The 16,841-nt window shown below is 72.6% G+C and carries 17 protein-coding genes; 8 read left to right on the top strand and 9 right to left on the bottom strand.

What is annotated here, in order from left to right; all coding sequences use genetic code 11:
• Positions 1-70 precede the first annotated feature (70 nt).
• From VT50_RS11530 to VT50_RS11520, 3 genes are read right to left on the bottom strand one after another with little or no spacing between them, the layout of a single operon-like run.
• A complete protein-coding gene (locus VT50_RS11530; protein WP_046089472.1) occupies positions 71-2,221 on the bottom strand; it encodes a xanthine dehydrogenase family protein molybdopterin-binding subunit in 2,151 nt (716 codons plus the stop codon).
• Positions 2,218-3,210, bottom strand: a complete 993-nt coding sequence (locus VT50_RS11525; protein WP_046089473.1) for an FAD binding domain-containing protein — start codon at positions 3,208-3,210, stop codon at positions 2,218-2,220. The genes VT50_RS11530 and VT50_RS11525 overlap by 4 nt, the downstream gene beginning before the upstream one ends.
• A complete protein-coding gene (locus VT50_RS11520; protein WP_046089474.1) occupies positions 3,207-3,764 on the bottom strand; it encodes a (2Fe-2S)-binding protein in 558 nt (185 codons plus the stop codon). The genes VT50_RS11525 and VT50_RS11520 overlap by 4 nt, the downstream gene beginning before the upstream one ends.
• 252 nt (positions 3,765-4,016) lie before the next feature.
• Between VT50_RS11520 and VT50_RS11515 the strand changes: the two genes are divergently transcribed.
• Entirely contained in the window at positions 4,017-4,670 is a 654-nt protein-coding gene (locus tag VT50_RS11515) for a TetR/AcrR family transcriptional regulator (RefSeq protein WP_046089475.1), read from the top strand.
• A gap of 88 nt (positions 4,671-4,758) precedes the next feature.
• Here the strand turns inward: VT50_RS11515 and VT50_RS11510 are convergent, their stop codons facing one another.
• The 3 genes from VT50_RS11510 to VT50_RS11495 form a co-directional block, all read right to left on the bottom strand.
• A complete protein-coding gene (locus tag VT50_RS11510; RefSeq protein WP_046089476.1) occupies positions 4,759-5,763 on the bottom strand; it encodes a Gfo/Idh/MocA family protein in 1,005 nt (334 codons plus the stop codon).
• Positions 5,764-5,854: 91 nt separating this feature from the next.
• Complete coding sequence (locus VT50_RS11505; protein ID WP_046089477.1) at positions 5,855-6,631, bottom strand: SDR family oxidoreductase; 777 nt, start codon at positions 6,629-6,631, stop codon at positions 5,855-5,857.
• Positions 6,632-6,742: 111 nt separating this feature from the next.
• Entirely contained in the window at positions 6,743-7,921 is a 1,179-nt protein-coding gene (locus VT50_RS11495) for a phytanoyl-CoA dioxygenase family protein (protein WP_046089478.1), read from the bottom strand.
• 108 nt (positions 7,922-8,029) lie between these two features.
• Here VT50_RS11495 and VT50_RS11490 point away from each other — a divergent pair, with 108 nt between their 5' ends.
• Together VT50_RS11490 and VT50_RS11485 are read left to right on the top strand one after the other, a co-directional pair.
• Positions 8,030-9,061: a LacI family DNA-binding transcriptional regulator gene (locus VT50_RS11490; protein WP_046089479.1), complete on the top strand. Its 1,032-nt coding sequence runs from the start codon at positions 8,030-8,032 to the stop codon at positions 9,059-9,061.
• A 179-nt stretch (positions 9,062-9,240) separates the two neighbouring features.
• Positions 9,241-9,951, top strand: coding sequence for a DJ-1/PfpI family protein (locus VT50_RS11485; protein WP_046089480.1), 711 nt, complete (start codon positions 9,241-9,243; stop codon positions 9,949-9,951).
• 76 nt (positions 9,952-10,027) lie between these two features.
• Here the strand turns inward: VT50_RS11485 and VT50_RS11480 are convergent, their stop codons facing one another.
• Together VT50_RS11480 and VT50_RS11475 are read right to left on the bottom strand one after the other, a co-directional pair.
• Positions 10,028-10,384 (bottom strand): nuclear transport factor 2 family protein, encoded by a 357-nt coding sequence (locus VT50_RS11480; protein ID WP_046089481.1) that lies wholly within the window; start codon positions 10,382-10,384, stop codon positions 10,028-10,030.
• 59 nt (positions 10,385-10,443) lie between these two features.
• The gene (locus VT50_RS11475) at positions 10,444-11,226 is read right to left on the bottom strand and encodes an SDR family oxidoreductase (protein WP_046089482.1); all 783 of its coding nucleotides are present in this window, start codon (positions 11,224-11,226) and stop codon (positions 10,444-10,446) included.
• A gap of 99 nt (positions 11,227-11,325) precedes the next feature.
• Here VT50_RS11475 and VT50_RS11470 point away from each other — a divergent pair, with 99 nt between their 5' ends.
• The gene (locus tag VT50_RS11470; protein ID WP_046089483.1) at positions 11,326-11,850 is read left to right on the top strand and encodes a winged helix-turn-helix transcriptional regulator; all 525 of its coding nucleotides are present in this window, start codon (positions 11,326-11,328) and stop codon (positions 11,848-11,850) included.
• 50 nt (positions 11,851-11,900) lie between these two features.
• Positions 11,901-12,938 carry a pyridoxal-phosphate dependent enzyme gene (locus tag VT50_RS11465; protein WP_420822189.1) on the top strand — a complete coding sequence of 346 codons (1,038 nt, stop codon included), beginning with the start codon at positions 11,901-11,903 and terminating at the stop codon, positions 12,936-12,938.
• Between the two features lie 42 nt (positions 12,939-12,980).
• Here VT50_RS11465 and VT50_RS11460 read toward each other — a convergent pair whose 3' ends face one another.
• On the bottom strand, positions 12,981-14,006 hold the full coding sequence (locus VT50_RS11460) for a helix-turn-helix transcriptional regulator (RefSeq protein ID WP_046089484.1): 1,026 nt from the start codon (positions 14,004-14,006) through the stop codon (positions 12,981-12,983).
• A gap of 64 nt (positions 14,007-14,070) precedes the next feature.
• On the opposite strand from VT50_RS11460, the gene VT50_RS11455 reads away from it, so the two are divergent.
• The 3 genes from VT50_RS11455 (at position 14,071) to VT50_RS11445 (ending at position 16,780) form a co-directional block, all read left to right on the top strand.
• Positions 14,071-14,805: an alpha/beta fold hydrolase gene (locus VT50_RS11455; protein WP_046089485.1), complete on the top strand. Its 735-nt coding sequence runs from the start codon at positions 14,071-14,073 to the stop codon at positions 14,803-14,805.
• Between the two features lie 155 nt (positions 14,806-14,960).
• Positions 14,961-15,701, top strand: a complete 741-nt coding sequence (locus VT50_RS11450) for a GntR family transcriptional regulator (RefSeq protein WP_046089486.1) — start codon at positions 14,961-14,963, stop codon at positions 15,699-15,701.
• Positions 15,702-15,772: 71 nt separating this feature from the next.
• Entirely contained in the window at positions 15,773-16,780 is a 1,008-nt protein-coding gene (locus VT50_RS11445; RefSeq protein ID WP_046089487.1) for an ADP-ribosylglycohydrolase family protein, read from the top strand.
• The last annotated feature ends 61 nt before the right edge of the window (positions 16,781-16,841 follow it).

Below are 16,841 nucleotides of genomic sequence, written 5' to 3'. Positions count from 1 at the left end.
CGGCGCAGGCCGGGTGGAAAACCTGGCCCGCGCCGAGCACTCGACGGTGGAACTCCCGACGCCGAACGCGTCAGCCCGCGTGGCCGGGCTCCGGCACCTTCGTCCCCGCGGACAGGACCCGGTCCGGACGGATCGGCAGGTCGCGGTGGCGGACACCGGTGGCGTGCCACACCGCGTTGGAGATCGCCGCCGCGGCGCCCACGATGCCGATCTCACCGACGCCCTTGATGCCGACCGGGTCGTCCGGGTCCGGGTCGTCCACCCAGTCCGCCTCGACGAGCGGCACATCGGCGTTCGCGGCGAAGTGGTAGCCCGCGAGGTCGGGGGAGACGAGGCCGCCGGAGGCCCGGTCCCTGACCGCCTCCTCGTGCAGGGCCATGGAAATGCCCCAGATCATTCCGCCGACGAGCTGGTTGCGCGCGGTCAGCGGGTTGACGATGCGGCCCGCCGCGAAGATGCCGAGCATCCGCCGCACCCGGACCTCTCCGCTGGTGATGTCCACGGTCACCTCGGCGAACTGGGCACCGAAGGAGTGGCGTTCCTTCCTGGCCAGTGCGCCGATGGCCTCGGTGGTGTCGGACCGCGCGGTGATCCCCTCGGGCGGGATGTCGCCGCCCAGGGCCAGCCGCTCGCGCAGCTCGCTCACCGCGATCGCCACCGCCCACGCCCAGGAGCGGGTGCCCATCGAGCCACCGGCGAGCATCGCAGGGCCGAGGTCGCTGTCCGCCATGACCACCCGGATCCGCTCCGGATCCACCCCCAGCGCGTCCGCGGCGACCAGGTTGATGGCGGTCCGGGCACCGGTGCCGATGTCCGCCGCGTTGATCCGCACGGTGAAGGTGCCGTCCGCCTCCGCCGTCACGCCCGCCGTGGACGGACCGGCCCCGGAGTGGAAGCTGGCCGCCGCCACACCGGTTCCGAGCAGCCACCGCCCCTCACGGCGCACTCCCGGACGGGGGTCCCGGTCCGCCCAGCCGAACCTGCGGGACCCCTCCTCGTAGCAGGCGACCAGATTGCGGCTGCTGAACGGCAGGCCCGAGACCGGGCCACGGTCGGGTTCATTGCGGACGCGCAGCTCGATCGGGTCGATGCCGGTCTGCTCGGCGAGCTCGTCCATGGCGCACTCCAGCGCGAACGAGCCCGGTGCCTCGCCGGGCGCGCGCATGAAGGTCGGGGTCGGCACGTCCAGCCGTACGACGCGGTCGCTGGTGTAGTGCGCGTCGGCGTCGTACATCACGCGGCCCACCGTGGCGCTTCGCTCGATGAACTCGTGGACGGTCGATGTGACGCACTCGGACCGGTGGTCGAGCACCCGCAGCCGCCCCGACCCATCGGCGCCCAGCCTGACCCGCTGTGCGGTGGGGCTGCGGTAGCCGATCGTCGAGAACATCTGGCGGCGGGTCATCACGACGCGCACCGGGCGGTGGAGGACGGTGGCGGCCATGACGGCGGCCACCTGGTGCGGACGGGTGGTCTTGGAGCCGAAGCCGCCGCCGACGTGCTCGGACCGCACCCGTACCGACTCGGCGTCGAGGGAGAAGATCTGCGCGAGCTCGGCGGCCACCATCGTGCTGCCCTGGTTGGAGTCGAAGACCTCGAGCCGTCCGCCGTCCCAGTGGGCCGTCGCCGCGTGCGGCTCCATGGGGTTGTGGTGCTCTTCCGGGGTGGTGTACTCGGAGTCCACGACGAACGCGGACGCGGCGAGCTCGGCCTCGATGTCCCCCTTCGTCGCCACGGCCGGGCCGAAGGGCGAGTCCGGAGGGGTGTACACATCCGGGTGTCCGGAGGTGAAGCCGATGTCATGCGGCTCCTGGTCGTACCGGACGACCAGCGCTTCCGCGGCCTCCCTGGCCTGCTCGGGCCGCTCGGCGAGGACCAGCGCCACCGGCCAGCCCATGAAGGGGACGCGGTCGTTCTGGAAGACCCCGAGGATCGGGTCGGGCTTCCCGATCATGCCCATGTAGTCCAGGTTGACCCGCGGGGCGTTCTCGTGGTCGATGACCGCGAGGACCCCGGGCATGGCGAGGACCGGCCCGGACTCGACCGCGCTGATCCGGCCGCGGGCCACGGTGGACAGCACCATCCAGCCGTGGGCGAGGTCGGGCAGGGGGATGTCGCCCGAGTAGCGGGCCGCTCCGGTGACCTTCTCCCGGCCCTCCACGCGGGTGCGCGCGGTGCCGAAGGCGCCCGTCGTCGTGGTGGTTCCGGTCGTCGTGGTCATCGGGCGGCCTCCTCGGTGAGTTCGGTCAGCAGGGCCACGACGAGGTTGCGCATCAGCGGCACCTTGTATCCGTTGTGGGGCAGGGTTTCGGCGGCGGCCAGCTCCGCGTCCGCGGCGGCGGCGAACGCCTCGCCGGTCGCCGGGCTTCCGGTCAGCGCCCGCTCCGCCGCCAGGGCCCGCCACGGCCGGGAGGAGACCGCTCCCAGGGCGAGGCGGACCTCCTGGACGACCCCGTCCCGGACGTCGAGGGCGGCGGCGATCGAGCCGATCGCGAAGGCGTAGGACGCGCGCTCGCGTACCTTGCGGTAGCGGGAGTGGGCGGCCACCGGGGCCGGGGGCAGGGTGACACCGGTGATCAGCGCGCCGGACGGCAGCGCGGTCTCCAGGTGCGGGGTGTCGCCCACGGGCAGGTAGAAGTCCGCGAGCGGCAACTCGCCCGGCCCGTCGGCGGTTTCGTACCGTACGACGGCGTCGAAGGCGGCGAGCGCGACCCCCATGTCCGACGGGTTGGTGGCCACGCAGTGCTCGGAGGCGCCGAAGATCGCGTGGTTGTGGTGCTCACCCTCGATGGCCGGGCAGCCGCTGCCGGGGAGGCGCTTGTTGCAGGGCCCGGCCACATCGGTGAAGTAGCCGCAGCGGGTGCGCTGGAGGAGGTTGCCGCCGACGGTGGCCATATTGCGCAGCTGCCCGGACGCACCGGCCAGGACGGCCTGGGCCAGGGCCGGGTAGCGGCGCCGCACCTCGGGGTGGGCGGCGAGATCGCTGTTGGTGACGGTGGCCCCGATGCGCAGGGCCCCGTCCGGCGCCACCTCGATGTGGTCCAGGGGCAGTTCGCGCACGTCGACGAGGCGTGCCGGCCGCTCGACGCCGGTCTTCATCAGATCGACCAGATTGGTGCCGCCGCCGAGGAACCGCGCGTCGGGGTCGGCGCCGAGCACCGAGACCGCCTCGGAGACCTCGAGGACCCGCTGGTAGCCGAACTCCTTCATGCGAGGGCCTCCTCGGTCCCTGCGGTGCGCGCCTCGGCCGCCCGCGCGACCGCCTGCACGATCGACACATAGGCGCCGCAGCGGCACAGGTTGCCGCTCATCCGCTCTCGGATCTCGTCCGGGCTGAGGGGCGGGGGTCCCGCCTCGGGGCGGACATCGGCGGTGGCGGCGCTCGGCCAGCCCGCCGCGTGCTCCTCGAGCACGGCGAGGGCGGAGCAGATCTGCCCGGGGGTGCAGTAACCGCACTGGTAGCCGTCGAGGTCGAGGAACGCCTGCTGCACCGGGTGCAGCTCGTCGCCCTCGGCCACGCCCTCGATCGTGGTGACCTCGCGGCCCTCGGCCGCCACCGCGAGCTGGAGGCAGGAGACGGCCCGGCGGTCGTCGATCAGCACCGTACAGGCACCGCACTGGCCCTGGTCGCAGCCCTTCTTGGTGCCGGTGAGGTCAAGCTGCTCCCGCAGGGCGTCGAGCAGGGTGGTGCGGTGGTCGACGGGCAGCGTGTGTTTCTCGCCGTTGATGGTCAGCGTGATGACGCTGGACGTCGATGGGGCCATGATCAGCCTTCTTTCGCGGGTGTGGGGCGCGTTGAAGTCGTCCGGAGGAGGGGCCCGGGGGCCCAGGGAGGGAGTCCCGGGGATACGGGATGCGGGACAATGCCGGTCGGCGCTCGGTTTCGGCCATCCACACTGGCCGTTTCAGCCGGTAAGGTGGACCTAAGCGGACAGCTGTCCGCTGTGTTTGAAACTTAGCGGACAGCTGTCCGGTGAGCAAGGTCGGCGCCACGGCGGGGTCCGGAGGGAGGACGAGTGCGGGCAGGGCGAGCGGAACGGGCAGCGGCGGCGAAGGACGAGCGTCTGCGCTCGGACGCGCGTCTGCGCTCGGACGCGCAGGCGAACCGCGAGCGGATCCTGGAAGTGGCGCTCGCGGAGCTGACCCGCTCGGCGGACGTTCCGCTGAGCACCATCGCCAAGAAGGCGGGCGTTGGGCAGGGCACGCTGTACCGCAACTTTCCCAGCCGCGAGGACCTTGTCCTGGAGATCTACCGCCATGAAATGCGCCAGGTGGCCGACACCGCGGCTGAGCTGCTGCGTACCCGTGCGCCGGATCAGGCGCTGCGGGAGTGGATGGGGCACCTCGCCCGGTTCGCCATGGCCAAGGCCGGCCTCGCCGACGCGCTGCACAAGGCCATCAGCGCGTCCTGCGGCCAGGAGAAACCGGGACACGGCCAGATGACCGAGGCCGTGGCGCTCCTGCTGCGGGCCAACGAGGAGGTCGGCACCATCCGCCCGGGCGTCACCACCGATGACTTCCTGCTCGCCATCGCCGGTCTCTGGCAGATCGGCCCCGACGAGAACGGGCAGGCGCGCGCCCGACGGCTCCTGGACCTCGTCATGGACGGCCTGCGCGCGGGCGCGCCCGGGGCCGCAGGGCCGGGGGCGGCAGCCGAGCCGGCGGACTGAGCCCGGCCGGGGCCCCGCCCGGCGGCGGGGCCACTGCGTAGCGGGCGGGCCGCGCCCGGTACCTCGATGCGCGGCGGATGGGCCGCCGTCAGGCCGTGCGTACCTCCTCCATGGCCACGGGGCGGTGTTCGCGCAGGGACAGCGTGCAGGCCTCGGCGATCCAGCCCGCCTCGACGGCGTCGGCGACCGTACAGGGCGAGGGCCGCAGGCCCGCCGCGACCTCGGTGAAGGCGGTGAGCTCGGCCCGGTAGGCGGCGGCGAAGCGGTCCATGAAGAAGTGGTGCGGGGTGCCGCCGGGGAAGGTGGCGCCCGGTTCCACGGAGCGCAGCGGCAGCTTGTCCTCCAGGCCCGCGGCCACGCTGTCCGTCATGCCGTGGAGCTCCAGCCGGGCGTCGTAACCGCGCGGGTTGTGGCGGGTGTTGGAGACCACGGCGAGGGTGCCGTCGTCCAGGGTGAGGAGGGCGGCGGCGGTGTCCACGTCTCCGGCGGCCGCGATGTACTCGGCGCCGCGGTTGGCACCGGTGGCGTAGACCTCGGCGACCTCGCGGCCGGTGATCCAGCGGACGGTGTCGAAGTCGTGCACGGCGCAGTCGCGGAAGATGCCGCCGGAGACGGCCACATAGGCGGCCGGGGGCGGCTCGGGGTCCAAGGTGGTGGACCGTACGGTGTGCAGCGGCCCGAGCTCACCGCTGACCACGGCCGCCCGCGCGGCCACGTACCCGGGGTCGAACCGCCGGTTGTAGCCGATCTGGACCTCCACCCCACTGCCCTCCACCGCGCGGAGGACATCGAGGCTTTCCCCGATCGTGCGCGCCACGGGCTTCTCGCAGAAGACCGGTACGCCCGCCCGCACGGCGGCGAGGATGAGTTCGGGGTGGGCGTCGGTGGCCGCCGCGATCACGACGCCGTCCACACCGGCGGCGAGCACGGCCGCGGGGGAGTCGACCGCGCGGGCGCCGAAGCGCTCGGCGGCGGTGGTGGTTGCGGCGGTGACCGGGTCGGTGACCACGAGGGAGTCCACCGCGTCGAGCGTGGAGAGGGTCTCGGCGTGGAAGGCGCCGATCCGGCCCAGGCCCATGATGCCGATGCGCATGGGAGTCGGGTCCCTTTCTGATGGTGCGGGTGGTGACGGTGTGGCTTGCGGACGGGTTCCCTCGGGGCGGTGCTGCTGTCGGTGTGCCGGGTCAGCCGAGTCCGCCGAGGACGATCTGGTCCCAGTCGATGACCGAGCCGGTGACGATCCCGCTGCGGTCGGAGAGGAGGAGGACGACGAGATCGGCGATCTCGTCCACCTGGCCGAGCTTGCCCATCGGCTGGGCGCGGGCCGCCTCCTCCCGCCAGTCGTCGCCCGCGCCGTGGAAGGTGCGCTGGATGACGTCCTCGCCCTCGGTGTCGGTCCAGCCCAGGTTGACGCCGTTGATCCGGACCCGGTCCCAGCGGTGGGCGTGGGCGGCGTTGCGGGTCAGGCCCGCGAGCCCGGCCTTCGCGGCCGAGTACGGCGCCAGGAACGGATGTCCGCCGTGTGCGCAGTTGGAGATGATGTTGACGATGGTGCCTGGGGCCTTCCTGGCCACCATGTCGGCGACGGCCGCCTGCATGGCGAAGAACGGGGCGCGCAGATTGATCGCGACATGCGCGTCGAAGAGCTCGGGCGTGGTGTCAAGCAGCGTCCCGCGCGAGGTGAGCCCGGCGGAGTTGACCAGGCAGTCGATCCTGCCGTGGGCCGCCACCACCCGCTCCACGCTGCCGCGCGCCTGCGCGGCATCGGCCAGGTCGGCGCGGACGAAGGAGGCCGTGGCTCCCTGGTCGGCGAGTTCCCCGGCCAGCGACTCACCGGCGTCGGGGCGGCGCCCGGTGAAGGCCACAGTGGCCCCTTCGCGGGCGGCGGCGCGGACGATGCCCGCGCCGATTCCCTGGCTGCCCCCGTTGACCAGGACGATCTTGTCCTGCAGCAATCCCATCGGCGGTCCGTCTCCTTCGGTGCTGGCGGCGTTCGGCTCTGGCGGCTTCGGCTTCGGCTTCGGCTTCGGCCTCGGCCTCGGCTCTGGCTTTGGCTTCGGCTTTGGCGGGGTTCAGCTCTGGCGGCGCTCGGCACCGGCCCGCAGCTCCGTGCGCAGGGTGTCCGGGGTCCAGTCCCGCTCCAGGGCCCGCCGGAGGGTGTCGGCCTGGGAGTCCGGGGCGAGGCCGCCGACCGGCGGGTCGAGGTCGAGGTTGGTGGGGAAGGGATAGCCCTCGGCGCAGGCCGCGACCACGTTGTTCAGCCAGTCCTCGGTGGCGCCCTCGGCCTTGCGCCTCCGCAGTACGGGGAAGACGGCGTTGGCCACCGCCTCGCGGTCGACGGTCTCCATGGCGCGGCCGAAGGCGGAGGAGATCTGCAGCAGGTTCGCCATCCGCCGGATGTCCGCGGAGCGATTGTGTCCGGCGGCGTGGAAGAGCGCGGGGTTGAAGAAGACCGCGTCACCCGCCTCCAGCGGCAGCTGGACGTGGTACTCGGCGAAGTAGGCCATGAACTCCGGGCGGCGCCAGGCCAGATAGCCGGGCTCGTACGCCTGCGAGTACGGCAGATAGAGCGTCGGCCCGGACTCGACCGGCATGGCGCAGTGGGCCACCGCGCCCTGCAGGGTCAGCACGGGGGAGAGCCGGTGGACATGGGCGGGGTAGGCCGCGGCCCGCGCCTCGGAGAGGAAACCCAGGTGGTAGTCGCGGTGCACGCTCTGGGCCGCGCCGCCCGGGTTGACCTGGTTGATCTGTGAGGTGATCTGGTAGCCCGGGCCGAGCCACGCGGTGGCCACGAGGGCGATGAGATCGTTGGCGTAGTAGTCGGCGAAGACCTCCGGCGCGCTCAGGGCCAGCTTCTCCAGCGCGTTCCACACCCGGTCGTTGGCGCCGGGCTTGGCGAAGTGGTCACCGCGGGCGGTGCCCGCCGCCTGTTCCCGCTCGATCAGCGCCGTGAACGCCTCGGTGGCCCGGTCCAGGACCGACGCGTCGGGGAAGGCACCCTTGAACACCACGATGCCGGGGCCGTCCAGCAGGGCGTGGACCAGTTCGGCCTGTGCCTCCCGGCGGCCGGGCGCCGTGGCGGCCCGGGCCCGCAGACGGTCGCCGTCGTAGACGGGGACGTTGTGCTCCACGGCGTCGGCACCGGGGTGGTCGCGGGGGTCGGTGGTCCGCTCGACCAGGGCGCGGAATGCGTCGAGGGAACAGTCGGCCTCACTGAGCCAGGCATGAGACCTCGGAGCGATGAGGGGCATTGCCTACCGATCCTTCCCGTGGGCTGCGGCTTTCTGCCAGTGTTGTGATCGGCCGAGCGTCGAGCAATCCTCAGCAGCCCATCAAAAATCCCTCAGGGAGGCGCGCCGATGGCCCATCCGTATCCCATCCGGGAGATCGCCCGGCAGGCGGGCCTGAGCGAAGCCACCGTCGACCGGGTCCTGAACAACCGGGGCGGGGTGCGCGACAGCACCACGCGGGAGGTTCACCAGGCGATCAAGGACCTGGACCGGCAGCGCACCCAGGTCCGCATCGGCGGCCGCACCTTCATGATCGACATGGTGATGCAGGCTCCCGAGCGCTTCTCCTCGGCGGTCCGCGCCGCCCTGGAGGCGGAGTTGCCCTCGCTGCGCCCGGCGGTGCTGCGGTCGCGCTTCCACTTCCGGGAGACCGGTCCGGTGGCGGAGCTGATCGCCACGCTGGACCGCATCGCCCAGCGCGGCGGCTGCCAGGGAATCGTCCTGAAGGCGCCCGACGTACCCGAGGTCACGGCGGCCGTCGGCCGCCTGACGGCCGCGGGCATACCGGTGGTGACCCTAGTGACCGATCTGCCCGGCAGCGCGCGCCGGTCCTACGTCGGCATCGACAACCGCGCCGCCGGAGCCACCGCCGCGTACCTCATGGGCCAGTGGCTCGGCGACCGCCCCGGCAATGTGCTCACCACCCTCAGCCGGGGGTTCTTCCGTGGTGAGGAGGAACGCGAGATGGGCTTCCGCAGCGCCCTGCGCAACGCACACCCCGGGCGTACGCTCGTCGAGGTCACCGACAGCGACGGCCTGGACGCCACCCAGCGCGACCTGGTCCTGCGGGCGCTGCGCCGCGACCCGGACATCCGGGCTGTCTACTCGATCGGCGGCGGAAACACCGCGACGATCCGGGCCTTCGAGGAACTCGGCCGCGGCTACGAGGTGTTCATCGCCCACGACCTCGACCACGACAACACCCGGCTGCTGCGCGAGCGCCGGCTGTCCGCGGTGCTCCACCACGATCTGCGGCAGGACCTGCGCCGCGCCTGCCAGATCATCATGCGGGCCCATGGGGCCCTCCCCGACGACGGCCCGTCCCTGCCCTCGCCGATCCAGGTCGTCACGCCGTACAACATGCCGCCCGACGCGGCCTGAGAGGTGGTTGAGGGGTGTCCGGCTGCTGAGGGGTGTCTGAGGGGGCTGATCCCGCCAGTCCGCTTGGCGGGATCCCGTTGAACCATGTCGCTCCTGCCACTGGGAGCCGTTTCCGCCCTCACATAGCGTCGGAACAGGCCAGAACGACTGGCCATCACCGCATATGAGGGAACATTCCTATGCTCGCCCAGATCGTTCTGTTCGACGGCTTCGACCTCCTCGACGCGCTCGCCCCCTACGAAGTTCTGCACGCAGGTGGCAAGGCTTCCGGAGGAGCGCTGCGCGCGGAGCTGGTGTCCGCGGAGGGGCCGCGTGAGGTGGTGAGCGGGGTCGGCGGCGTACCGCTGCGCGCCACGGCCGCCCTGGATCCCGCGAGGGCGGACCTGGTGGTGTTGCCCGGCGCCGCCGGACGGGTCGGAGAGCCCGGCGAGGTCCCCGACCACGGCGCGGATGCGGATGCGGGTGGCGGGCGGCAGGGGGAGTGGCGGGAGGACGAGTTCATCCCCGTCCTGCTGGGCCGCACCCTGAACACCGCCTTGCCGGGGCTGCTGAAGGCCGCCATGGACCGCCCGGAGACGACCGTCGCCACGGTGTGCGGCGGCTCGCTCGTCCTGGCCATGGCCGGTCTGCTCGAGGGCCGCAACGCCACCACCCACCACATGGGCCTGGACACGCTCGATGCCACCGGCGTCAACGCGGTCAGGGCCCGCGTCGTCGACGACGGCGACCTCGTCACGGCCGCCGGTGTCACCTCCGGCCTCGATCTGGGCCTGTACCTGCTGGAGCGCGAGGTGGGGCCGCGGATCGCCCACGCCGTCGAGGAGCTGTTCGCCTACGAGCGCCGTGGCACCCCCTGGCGCCACCACGGGCCGTCGCCCGTCGCCCTGTGACCACACCCCCCGTGCGGGGCCGGTCGGGTGCGGGCGGGTGTCCGATGGCCCCGCGGTGGAGGGCGTCTGAAGCGGCTCAGGGGGCGATGGTGAGGTGGCTGATCAGGCCCTGATGGAGGGTGAAGCGATAGCGGAGGTCGACGGTGCCACCGGGGAAGTCGCCCTCCAGCCGCTGGGTGACGGTGCAGCGGTCCGGGCCCTCGCGCTCGGCCCCGAGGAACGTGGTGGTGTAGGTGAACTCGGAGGTGGCGCGGGCCAGCCACTGCTCGATGGCGGGGATCCCCTCGTAGACGCCGCCGTCGTCGACGACCGTCGCGTCCGGCGCCAGCGTGGCCGAGGCCGTGGCCACGTCGCGTTCGTTGTGTGCCTTCAGGTACCGCTTGACGGTGTCGGGCAGATCGGCGGCGTCGAGGGGTGTGGTGTGATCGGTCATGGCTGCCTCGCTGATGGTGGGGCGGATGATTTTCGGGACGGGGTCGGATGGGACGGTGCTCAGACGGCGGGTACCGTGCCGCCGTCGATGACGTGCTCGGCGCCGACGATGGCGGAGGCCCGGTCGGAGACGAGGAAGGCGACGAGTTCGGCGACCTCTTCGGGCCGGTTGGGGCGCCCGAGGGGGATGCCCCCGAGGGCATCCATGAGGGACGCCAGGGCGGATTCCCGGTCACCGGTCCGCTTGGCGATGCGGTCGATGAGCGCGTCGGCCGCGCTGGTCTGGATGAACCCGGGGGACACCGTGTTCACCCGCACGCCGAGCGGCGCCACCTGGTTCGCCAGGCCCTTGCTGTAGGTGGTGAGCGCCGCTTTCGCGGCGGCGTAGGCCAGCGTGCCGTTCCACAGCGGCATCCGGCGCTGGATCGAGGAGACATGGACCACCACGCCTCCGCCCCGTTCGATCATGCCCGGGATCAGGGCGCGGTCCAGACGGACGGCGCCGAGCAGATTCTGGTTGAGCTCCTGCTGCCAGATCTCCTCGGACACCGTCTCGAAGCCACCGGCGGGCGCGCCGGAGCCGCCGAGCGTATGGACGAGGATGTCCATGCCGCCCAGCCGCCGCCGCGCCTCCCGCGCGATGTGTTCCGCGCCCTCCGGCGTGGTCAGGTCGGCGCCGATGAAGTCCTCGTCGCGGACGTCCTCGGGCCGGGAGCGCGCGGTGGCCAGTACGGTCGCACCGGCCGTCCGCAGCCGGGCGGCGATCGCCGCTCCGCTGCCCTTGGTGCCACCGGTGACGAGGGCACGACGGCCGGAGAGAGAGTCATTGGGGGGTGTGGGCAAGGCTGTCCGTTCCGGAGCGCGCGCAGGGCGCACCCCTTGTGACTGCTAAAATAGAAGCAAGTAACTTTCACATTAGCAGTAACTCGGGAGGGTGTCGCAATGGCAAGCCGGATCAGGCTGGAGGACCGTGAGTGCCCGCTGTCGACCACGGTTCAGCACGTGGGGGAGTGGTGGACGCTGCTGATCCTCCATGACGCCTTCGACGGCTATACCCGCTTCGACCAGTTCCAGCAGAGCCTGAACATCTCCACCAGCATGCTCACCACACGGCTGAAGACCCTGGTGGCGGACGGCCTCCTGGAGCGGCGCCCCTACCAGACCAACCCGGTGCGCCATGAGTACGTGCTGACCGAGCGCGGCCGCTCGCTGCGCCCCGTGGTCGTCGCGCTGGCCGCCTGGGGCAATCAGCACCTCGCGCCGGAGGAGCGCGCCATGATCCTGGTCGACGCCCGCACCGGTGAGGAGGCCCATCCCGTCGTGGTGGACGCGCGCACCGGCCGGAGCCTCGACGACAGCGAGATGTACGTGTTCACCGCGGGCCCGGCCGCGAGTGAGGCGATGCGCGCCCGCTACGTCGAGCTCGAGCGGCAGCGCCTCGCGCCCGGCCCCTCCGCGGCTGAGTAGAGGAACGGCACGTAGTCTCCATGCTGCAGGCTGGCTGGAAGGTGGCGATCGTGTCAGAAGAGCGTCAGGACACCCCGCAGGACCAGGACAACGCGCAGGACCAGGACACCATGCGGGCCGAGTTGATGAGTCGGCCCACACCGCTGGAGGCCGCGCCGCGCCTGGCGCGTGCCATCGGGCTGGAGCCCGGTGACCTATGGGTCAAGCGTGACGATCTGATCGGGCTGGGCGGCGGGGGCAACAAGGTCCGCAAGCTGGAGTGGACGGCCGGGGCCGCCCGTGCCGGGGCCGCCACCACCCTGGTGACCAGCGGGGCCGCCCAGAGCAACCACGCCCGTCTGACGGCCGCGGCCGGGGCCCGGCTGGGCATGGACGTGGTCCTCGTCCTCGCCGGTGCGCCGAGCGAGGGGATGACCGGCAACATCGCGCTCGACGGTCTCTTCGGCGCCCGCGTCGTATGGGCGGGCGAGGTGAGCGAGGCGGAACTCGCGGCGGCCGTCGAGGACGTGGCCCGAAACCTGCGCGAGCGCGGCGACCGGCCCGCGGTGATCCCCTTCGGCGGCTCCAGTGTGCTGGGCGCCCGGGGCTATGCCGCGGCGGGGACGGAACTCCTGGTACAGGAACCGGACTTGGCCACGGCGGTGGTGGCGGTCGGATCGGGCGGCACCATGGCCGGTCTCGTCCACACCCTCGGTGCCGAGCGGGTGCTGGGGGTGCACTGCGGGGCCGTCGCCGACCCTGAGCACACCGTCGGCGACCTGGTCCAGGGGCTGGCGGGACAGCCCCTGGCCACATCGCTGCGGCTGCGGCTGGACCAGGTCGGGCCCGGCTACTCCGCGCTCACCGAGCCGGTCATGGACGCCATCACCACGGCGGCCCGCACCGAGGGCATCGTTCTCGACCCCATCTACACCGGGCGCGCCCTGGCCGGTCTCATCGCGGCCGTCCGCGACGGCCAGGTGCGCCCGGGGCAGCGCACGGTCTTCATACACACCGGCGGACTGCCGGGCCTGTTCGGGCACACCGAAACCCTGGAGCGGGCGCGCTCCGCCGTGGCCGACACCGCCGTACGGTGGCCCGGCGGCTGAGCGCCGCACCGGCACGGCCCGGTGTGTCCGAAGGATCCGGTGTCACTCGGTGGCATCGGCGGTCGCCTCGGCGCACACGGTGAGTCGGCGGGCCAGGGCGCGCACATGGTCGCGCAGCGCGTCCGGACGCTCGATCACGAACGGGAGGTCCAGCCAGGCGAGTACGGAGGGTACCCACTCCAGCCGCTCGGTCCGCAGCTCGACTTGTACCCATCCGCTGCCTTCCGCCGCCCCGGAGTCAGCGGCGGCGTCCCGCGCCGGGCCGGCCGGGAGCTCCCGCACGGTGGCGAGCCCGGGCGGGAGCCGGTGGCGGACCTCATCGGCCGTGCCCCGGACCCGGAGCGACACCTCGTGCGCATACGGCACCCCGGCCAGCCCGGCCAGCACCCGCGCGGCCGGGTCGAACCCCTCGGGCACATCGAACGAGCCCGGTAGCACCGAGGCCGTCTCGATCCGGTCCAGCCGGAACATGCGCACCTCGCCGCTGGCCGAGTCCGCCCCCGTCACATACCAGCGCCCGGAGTGCGCGACGACCCCGTACGGACGCACCGTGCGCTCACTGCGCCGCCCCTTCCAGGCGGTGTAGCCGATGGCGACGGGCCGGCGGTCCCGCGCCGCCTCCGCGAGCAACAGCAGCACCCCGGTCTCCGGGACGACCATGGGACGGGCCGGTGCGGTGAAGTCCGCGGTCGCCAGCAGGGCGTCCAGTCGGCGGCCGAGCGCCTCGGGCAGCACCCGGCGCACCTTGGCCGCGGCGCTCTCCGCCGCCGCGACGGACGTGGTCACCAGCCCGGCCCGGCGGCCCGCGACCAGGCCGAGCAGCACGGCCAGCGCCTCCTCGTCGGTGAGCATCAGCGGTGGCATCCGATAGCCGGGCGCGAGCCGGTACCCGCCGTAGCGGCCGCGCACCGACCGGACCGGGACGTCCAGGTCGATCAGCTGGCCGACATAGCGGCGGACGGTGCGCTCGTCCACACCGAGCCGGGCGGCCAGCTCGGCGACGGTACGGGTGCCACCGGCCTGGAGGATCTCCAGCAGTGCGAGCACCCGGGCGGTCGGTCGGTTCATACCGGGCAAGTATTCCGCGAATACCGGGCGGATCCTGTCCGGTAACCCTCCTAGCGTCTGAGCCATGGCAACCTACGTACTTCTTCCCGGGTTCTGGCTCGGGGCCTGGGCCTGGCGCCCGGTGGCGGATGACCTGCGCGGCCGTGGACACGACGTCCACTCCCTCAGCCTGACCGGGATGGGCGAACGGGCGCACCTGGCCCGGCCGGACACCGACCTGGAGACCCACATCACCGATGTGCTCAACCTGATCCGCTACGAGGACCTGCACGATGTGGTGTTGGTCGGGCACAGCTATGCCGGTGCGGTGGTGGTCCCGAGCGTGGCGGACCGGATGCCGGACCGGATCGGCCGCCTGGTGTTCATCGACAGCGGACCGCTGCCGGACGGAATGTCCCACCTGGAGTTCACCCCGCCGGAGGAGCAGTCGCGCAACGCCGAGCTGGTCCGTACGAAGGGGGACGGCTGGCGGCTGCCGCCCCCGCCGTGGCGGCGGCTGGCCTCCGAGGCGCCCGGGCTGCCGGATGACGTGCTCGAACGGCTGGTGGGGCTGTCGGTGCCGCAGCCGTGGGCCACCGCCACCACCCCGGTCCGGCTGACCGAGGCCTGGGAGGAGCTGCCACGGCTGCATGTGCTGTGCAGCTTCCCGGTGGCGGAGGTCCGGGCGCGGATCGGTGTCGTCCCGGCGTTCCGCCACATGGCGACCGAGGGGTGGGCGTACCGGGAACTGCCCGGCTGGCACTGGCCGATGTTCGACCGGCCCGGTGAGCTGGCGGCGATCCTGCACGACGTGGCCTGACCAGGCTCCCGCCCGTTGCCCACCGATGGCACGGCCCGCTCTGTGGCGGGCCGTGCCATCGGCCTTCCCGCTGCCCTCACCTGAAAGTGATCAGTTCCCGATTCGAGTGCATGCGCCTCTAGACAGGACTAAACATGTATGGCTAACGTCCGGACATGCCTAAACAGGTCCTCAAGCATCAGCGCATCGCCCGCGTCCTGGCCCGTGAGATCCACAGCGGGGCCCTGGAACCGGGCACCAGGCTGCCCGGTGAACACGCGCTCACCCGGCGCTTCGCGGTCAGCAGGGCCACCGTCCGCCAGGCGCTGGACGAGCTCAGCAAGCAGGGGCTGATCTCCACCCACGCGGGCGTCGGCTCGTTCGTCACCTTCGACGGCGGCCTGCTGGACAACCGGCTGGGCTGGACCAGGGCACTGGCCGACCAGGGAGCCCAGATCACCACCGAGGTGCTCAGGCTCGAAGCGGTGCGCGACGCCCGGCTGGCCGGTGAACTGGGCATCGAGGGCGTTGAGTTCATGGCGCTCGACCGGTTGCGGGTGCTGCCCGAGGGCACTCCGGTCGCGCTGGAGCGCAGCCGGGTGCCCATGGTCCCGGCCCTGGCGGACACCCCCGTGGGCGGGCTCCTCGACGGCTCGCTGACCAAGACCCTCGCAGCGGTCGGCATCCGTGCCACCCACGGGGACGAGTGGGCGTCCGTGCGCCAACTGGCAGCCGACGAGGCCACCTTGCTCCGCCGCCAGGTGGGCGAGGTCTGGCTCAACACCCGCCGGGTCAGCCGCGGGGCCGACGGCCGGATCGTCGAGCAGGTGACCAGCCTCCTGGACCCCGCCCGCTTCCAGCTGCACCTCGGCTTCGGCGAGAGCCCCGACGAGACGGCCCTGGGCGGCGGCGAGTGAGACCGCCCGCCACGCCCGCGCCCGCCCGAGCCCGACGTACCCGCGCCTCCGCGCACTGACAGGAAGTCCGAATGAACCACCAGCACGACCGAGCGCTCGGCGCCCTCTACGGCCTGGCGATGGGCGATGCCCTCGGCATGCCCACCCAGATCATGTCCCGGCGGTCCATCGTCGCCCGGTTCGGCACCGTCACCGATTTCGAACCCGGCCCGGAGGACAACCCGGTGAGCGCCGGAATGCCCGCCGGTTCGGTCACGGACGACACCGACCAGGCCGTCATCGTCGGCGGGCTGCTGACCGGGTCCGGCGGCCGGATCGAACCGCTGCGGCTCGCCCAGGAACTCCTGGAGTGGGAGCGCGCCATGAAGGCCAAGGGCTCCTTCGATCTGCTCGGCCCCTCCACCAAGGCCGCCCTGGAGGCGGTGTCCCGCGGTGTGCCGCCGGAGGAGGCGGGCAAGTCCGGTGCCACCAACGGTGCGGCCATGCGGATCACCCCGGTCGGCGTCGCCTTCCCCGACACACCGCTGGAGCCCTTCCTGGACCGGGTCGCGGAGGCGTGCCAGGTCACCCATGACACCTCCATCGGCATCGCCTCCGCCGCCGCCGTGGCCGCCGCGGTGAGCCGTGGCGTCGACGGCGGCGATCTGGAGGACGCCATCGGCGCGGCGATCACGGTGGCCGCCGCCGGCGCCGAACGCGGCCACTGGGTCGCCGGGGCCGATATCGCCACCCGCATCGGCTGGGCCGTGGACCTGGTCCGCGGACTGCCCGAGCGGCAGGCCCTGGACCGCGTCTGCGACCTGGTCGGCACCAGCGTCGCCAGCCAGGAGTCGGTCCCCGCCGCCTTCGCCGTGCTGGCCCTCGCCGAGGGCGAGCCCTGGCGGGCCTGCCTGCTGGCGGCCAACCTCGGCGGCGACTGCGACACCATCGGCGCCATCGCGGGCGCCATAGCCGGTGCCGTCGGCGGCGCCTCGGCGCTGCCCGACGACGCCCTCGCCACCCTGCGCTCGGTCAACGACCTCCACCTGGAACCGCTGGCCAAGGCCCTGCTCGCACTGCGCGCCGACACGGCCGAGTGACCCACACCCCCGCCCCCACATCCGCACCGGAGTGCCCCCGGACAGAAAGACAGGTACCACC

The organism is Streptomyces antioxidans (assembly GCF_000968685.2).
GTDB lineage: Bacteria > Actinomycetota > Actinomycetes > Streptomycetales > Streptomycetaceae > Streptomyces > Streptomyces antioxidans.
The sequence above is the reverse complement of the archived record's forward strand: the minus strand, read 5'-3'. Positions and strand labels throughout refer to the sequence as shown.